The 5,335-nt window shown below is 64.0% G+C and carries 2 protein-coding genes; one reads left to right on the top strand and one right to left on the bottom strand.

Features of this window, described 5'->3' with window-relative positions; genetic code table 11:
- Window positions 1–124: 124 nt before the first annotated feature.
- Window positions 125–2,530: a Lon protease family protein gene (locus ACY69P_RS13655; RefSeq protein ID WP_459900347.1), complete on the bottom strand. Its 2,406-nt coding sequence runs from the start codon at window positions 2,528–2,530 to the stop codon at window positions 125–127.
- Window positions 2,531–2,800: 270 nt separating this feature from the next.
- Between ACY69P_RS13655 and ACY69P_RS13650 the strand changes: the two genes are divergently transcribed.
- Complete coding sequence (locus tag ACY69P_RS13650; RefSeq protein WP_462327870.1) at window positions 2,801–5,224, top strand: methyl-accepting chemotaxis protein; 2,424 nt, start codon at window positions 2,801–2,803, stop codon at window positions 5,222–5,224.
- The last annotated feature ends 111 nt before the right edge of the window (window positions 5,225–5,335 follow it).

Below are 5,335 nucleotides of genomic sequence, written 5' to 3'. Positions count from 1 at the left end.
TGTGCGCACATGGGATTCCAAAGGGCCCACGGCCCTTTGGCCTGCGGAGCACAAAAAAGCGCCGCCCCCATTTCTGGGAGCGGCGCGTTACGACATCACAATGGCGAGACGCCTTACGGTGCGGCTATTCGTCGCACTGGTTCTTGGCGGCAAGCTCGGCGAGTTCGGCGAGGCGGTCGTCCACGCGGCGATAGAGGGTGCCGGTGGGGAACTTGCCGGAGGGGCGGCGCTTGCCTGCGGGCAGGCCTGTGAGAATCTCCATGGCCTGCTCAATGGTCTCCACGGGGTAGATGTGGAACATGCCAGCCTTGACGGCTTCGACGACTTCGGTGCCGAGCATGAGATGCACAACGTTGTCCTTGGGGACGATGACGCCTTGCTTGCCGGTCAGGCCGCGACGCTTGCAGACCTGAAAGAAGCCTTCGATTTTGCGGGTCACGCCGCCGACGGCCATGATGGCTCCGGACTGGCTGACAGCGCCGGTGAAGGCGTAGGAGTGGTTGATGGGCGCGCCGGAGAGCGCGGAGAGGAGCGAGGCCAGCTCGGCGCCGGACGCGGAGTCGCCTTCGACCTCGACGTAGGACTGCTCAAAGCAGAGGCTGCCGGTGAGGACGAGGGGCTTGTCCTGCGCAAACAGCCCGGTGAGGTAGCTCTTGAGAATCATCATGCCCTTGGTGTGGATGGGGCCGCCGAGTTCGGCTTCGCGCTCCAGGTCGAGAATGCCGCCGTGCCCCACACCAACGGTGCAGGAAATCTGATGCGGCAGACCGAATTCGTAGCCGCCGTAGGCGGTCACGGCGAGCCCGTTGGCGCGGCCCACGGCGTCGCCGGTGGTGGCGACCTTGATGAGCTGACGGTCGTACTCGCCGAGGAATTCTTCCTCGTAGTAGTTGGCGCGGAAGTCGCGGTTGCGGGCGGCGCGCTCGAAGATGTCGCTGGTGACAACCTCGCGCTTCTCCATACGGGCAAGGGCCGAGGCCTCAATCATCAGCTCACGCACGAGGGGGAGTTGCAGGGACAGCTTCTTCTGGTCCTCAGCCATGCGCGAGGCATGATCCACAAGGGCGGCAAGGGCGGTGCGGTCAAAGGGCGCAAGGTCGGCGTCGCGGATGATGCGCGCCATGACGCCCAGATAGCCCTTGATGGAGCTGGCGCTGCGGGGAACGGTGTCCTGCATGTGCGCCTTGAGCTTGAAGAGCTTGGGGAAGCGGTCGTCCACGGCATAGAGGGTCTCGTAAATGTCGTCGGTACCGATGAGGATAACCTTCACGGACAGGGGCACGGGCTTTGGCTCAATGCCCTTGGTGCGCATGGCTTCGCGTTCCTGCGCGTCCTCTATCTTGCTGACGCCTGCGCGCAGGGCGCGGAGCAAACCGTCCCACGCCTGCGGCTCCTGCAGCAGGTCTTCCATGCGCAGGACAAGAAAGCCCCCGTTGGCGCGGTGCAGAGCGCCGGCCTTGATGAGGGTAAAGTCTGTGTACAGCGCGCCCATTTCGGATTCCCGCTCAATGCTGCCAAGCAGATTGGCTACGGTGGGATGGTTCTCGAAAATAATGGGCGCACCGGAACAGTCGCAGTTGTCCACGAAGCGGTTGACGGTGTAGCGCACAAAAAAGTCCACCTGCGAGCCACCGTCAAAGAGCGCCTGCATGCCGGAGACAGGCGCGCTGTCCGCGGGCAGGAACTGGTCCATGTTGTCGAGAATATCGGCGCGCAGGGCCTTGAGGTAGCCGGAGACGTCGTCGCTGTCTTCGTAGCCGTCGGCGAGGGGCTTCAGGTGCACGTCCAGAACGGCGTCCACGACGCTGCGTTCCAGCTTGCGCCGGTCCTCGCGGTAGTCGCGTTCTTCGCGGGTAAGCTGGCGCAGGCTCTTGGTCATCTCCGCCAGCAGGGTGTCGCCGCTCTTCTTGAGCTTGGTGCGCAGGCCCACGTCGAGCTTGTCGAAGTCGATTTCGGACACGACTTTGCCTTCCACGAGGGGATAGAGGCTCATGCCGCCCTGCTCGTCCACCTCCAACTCAAAACCCTTGGCGGATGCCCGTTTTTCCATTTCACGGACCATCTCTTCGCGCCGGTCCTGAAAGGAGCGCAGCAGCGTCTCGCTCTTGCGGGCGAAGGAGTCCTGCTCCAAGCGCTCGGGGATTTCGCGGCGGATGTCCGTGATGGCGGCGTCGAGGGCTTTTTTGAACGTCTTGCCGCCGCCTGCGGGCAGGCGCATGATGCGCGGCCGGTCAGGATCCTGAAAATTGTAGACGTAGACGAGGTCCGTCGGGCGGTCCTTCTTTGCCGCGCGCGGCTCCAGAAACTGGCGGACCATGTAGGTCCGGCCAAGGTTCGGGTCACCGGCCACATAGACGTTGTAGCCGGGGTCGCTGATGGCGAGGCCCATCTCAAGGCCCATGAGCGCACGGGGCTGGGGCGGCTTGATGGCTGCGGACTGCGGAATCTCTCGGCTGTCGGCGTAGGCGATCTTTTCCGGGGGCATGACGGCCCGGAGTCTGGTGCTGGAAAGCGGTTTCGGTTTAGCCATGGGGCTCCTTCTTATACTGCATATTCGCGGCGTCAAGCCGCCTCTGGCACAGGACTACCCACTCGTCGCCAATTTGTCATCATCCACAACCCAGCAAAATATGGAGCAGGGCAAGGCGAAGAGCGGACGTTACGGGTCTGTTTGGCTGTTTGTCGCGCCGCGTCACCTCCCATGTTACCGAAACGTCACAGAAAAGCCATACGTTACACACAGTATTACGCCATAGCTCCTGCTGCCAGTCTGGCATTCCAATGACCTTGGGGGGAGAATATGAGTGTAAAATCCAAGCTGGTGCTGTTTTGCCTGCTGGTCGGCCTGCTGCCGACGGCGCTCATGGGCTTTTACAGCGTCAAGCTGGCAACGGACAGCCTGTCCGACGCCGCCTTCAATCAATTGACCTCGGTGCGCGACGCACGCAAGCGAACCGTCACCGAACTGCTTGGCACATGGCATGACGAGGCGCGCATCTATGCCACGTCCAAGGATGTGTACAACGCCCTTGGCATGCTGCGCGACTACGCATGGGGCGAGGCCAAAGCCGGTGAACGCATGGACATCACCGCCGCGGAGTACACGGAGCTGGCCGCCTATGTGTCGCGCGCGTTTACGCCCTTCGTGAAGAAGCTGGGCTACGCTGACGCCTACCTCATCGGCGACGATGGCCGCATCCTCTACACCGTGCAGGGCGGGCGCGACCTTGGTGAAGACCTCGCCAAGGGGGCGCTGCTGCAGGACTCCAACCTCGCCGCGGCGTGGAAGCGCGCCCTTGAGGGCCAGACCACCTTTGCGGATATGGCCGCCTACCCGGCGCTGGATGGCGCTCCGGCCATGTTTGTGGCCTCGCCCGTGCTGGACCATACCGGTGCGGTGGAGGGCGTGGCCGCCCTGCGTCTGCCTGTGGACCGCCTAAGTTCCATCATGAACGGGCGCGCGGGCATGGGCGACACCGGAGAAACCTACATCGTTGGCCCGGATGGCCTGCTGCGGTCGGACTCGCTGCAAAACGCGACGACGCCCATGGACCTGGGGACGGTGTACGCCGCGCCGGATGAAGCGCGCATCACCACCAAGGCCGCCACCGCCGCCCTCGCCGGAGAGGCCGACACCCGCATTATAACGGACTATGGCGGTGTGGAAACACTGTCCGCCTATGCGCCGGTGCAGGTGCATGGCCTCAGCTGGGCGCTTTTGGCCGAGGTTGACACCGCAGAGGCCTTTGCTCCGGTCCGCCGCCTGTGGCGCGCCGCGCTGCTGCTTGGCGCGGTGACAGGATGCATCATCCTTGCGCTGACCATTCTCTTTGTCCGCCGGGAAATTACCCGCCCCCTCGACGCCGTGACGGCCTTCCTGCGCCAGACTGCGGCAGGGGACTTCTCCTGCACGCTGGAGGGCACGTTCAAGGCCGAGATGCTCCAACTGGCCAGCGGAGTGCGCCAGATGTTCAATACGGTAAAGGAACGCCTTGGTTTTGCACAGGGCGTGCTCAGCGGCATTGCCCAGCCCTGCCTTGTTCTGGACCCGCAGGGACGTCTTGCCTTCATCAACACCCACGCGCTGACACTGCTTGGCAGCACGCAGGAGCCAGAGGCCCTGACCGGCCAGCCGCTGGAGCAGGTGCTGCCCGGCGGAGACGCTGACGCGGCGCTTCCTCTTCGCGCCCTGGCCCAGCGCGTGCCCCTTGCCGAGGAGCAGGCCCTTGCCACGCACAGCGGAGCCAAACAGGTGAGCATCAGCGCAACGCCGATATATGACCTTGATGGCGACATCCTCGGAGCCTTTGCCATGTACTACGACCTGACGCACATCCGCGAGCAGGAACAGCGCATTCAGGAACACACGCAAAGTCTGGAACGCGTGGCCCAGCAGGCTGCGGGCATTGCCTCGCAGGTGTCCGAAGCCGCAACGGAATTGCACGGACGCAGCCAAAGCATGGAGCAGGGCGCGATGACCCAAAGCAGGCGCACCGAATCCACAGCGGCCAGCGTCCAGCAGATGTCCGCCACCACGCTGGATGTCGCGCAGAATGCCTCGGACGCGGCGCACAGCGCCACCATTGCGCGGGAAAAGGCCGAAGGCGGCAACGCCATTGTGGAGGAGGCCGTCACCGCCATTGGCGAGGTGCACGAACGCACCAAGGCCATTGGCGCGGCCATGGACGAACTGTCGGTCAGCGCCGAGGGCATCGGAAAAATTATGACCGTTATCGAGGACATTGCGGACCAGACCAACCTCCTCGCCCTCAACGCGGCCATTGAAGCCGCCCGCGCGGGCGAAGCGGGACGCGGCTTTGCCGTGGTCGCTGACGAAGTCCGCAAGCTGGCGGAAAAGACCATGCTCGCCACCCGCGATGTGGCGCAGTCCATTTCCAGCATCCAATCCAGCGCAGCCTCCAGCCGCGAAGCCACGGCAAAGGCCGAGGACGCCGTCACCCGCTCCACAGCCCTAGCCGAAGAATCCGGCCGCGCCCTGCAGGAAATTGTGGAGCTGGTGGCCGGAACGGCGGACCAAATCCACACCATCGCCGCAGCGGGGGACGAACAGTCCGCCGCCAGCGAGGAAATACGCCGCGCGGTTGAGGACATCAGTTCCATATCGCGCACCACGGCCACGGAATCCGGCAACGCGCTGGAAACCATCGCCTCCCTCGAAACGCAGGCCAAACGGCTGGAATCGCTCATCCAGAGCATCCGCTAACGCGCCCCGCCCGCCACAGGCCACCCCCCGGCTGACGCCGGGCGCCTGTGGCGGCGAACCGTTCACGACACACCCGTCCCCCATCACAGGATTGTTAAGGATGAAATCCTT

This window comes from Desulfobaculum sp. (genome assembly GCF_054921475.1).
Note: the sequence above shows the minus strand (reverse complement) of the source record. Positions and strands in the feature narration are given on the sequence as shown.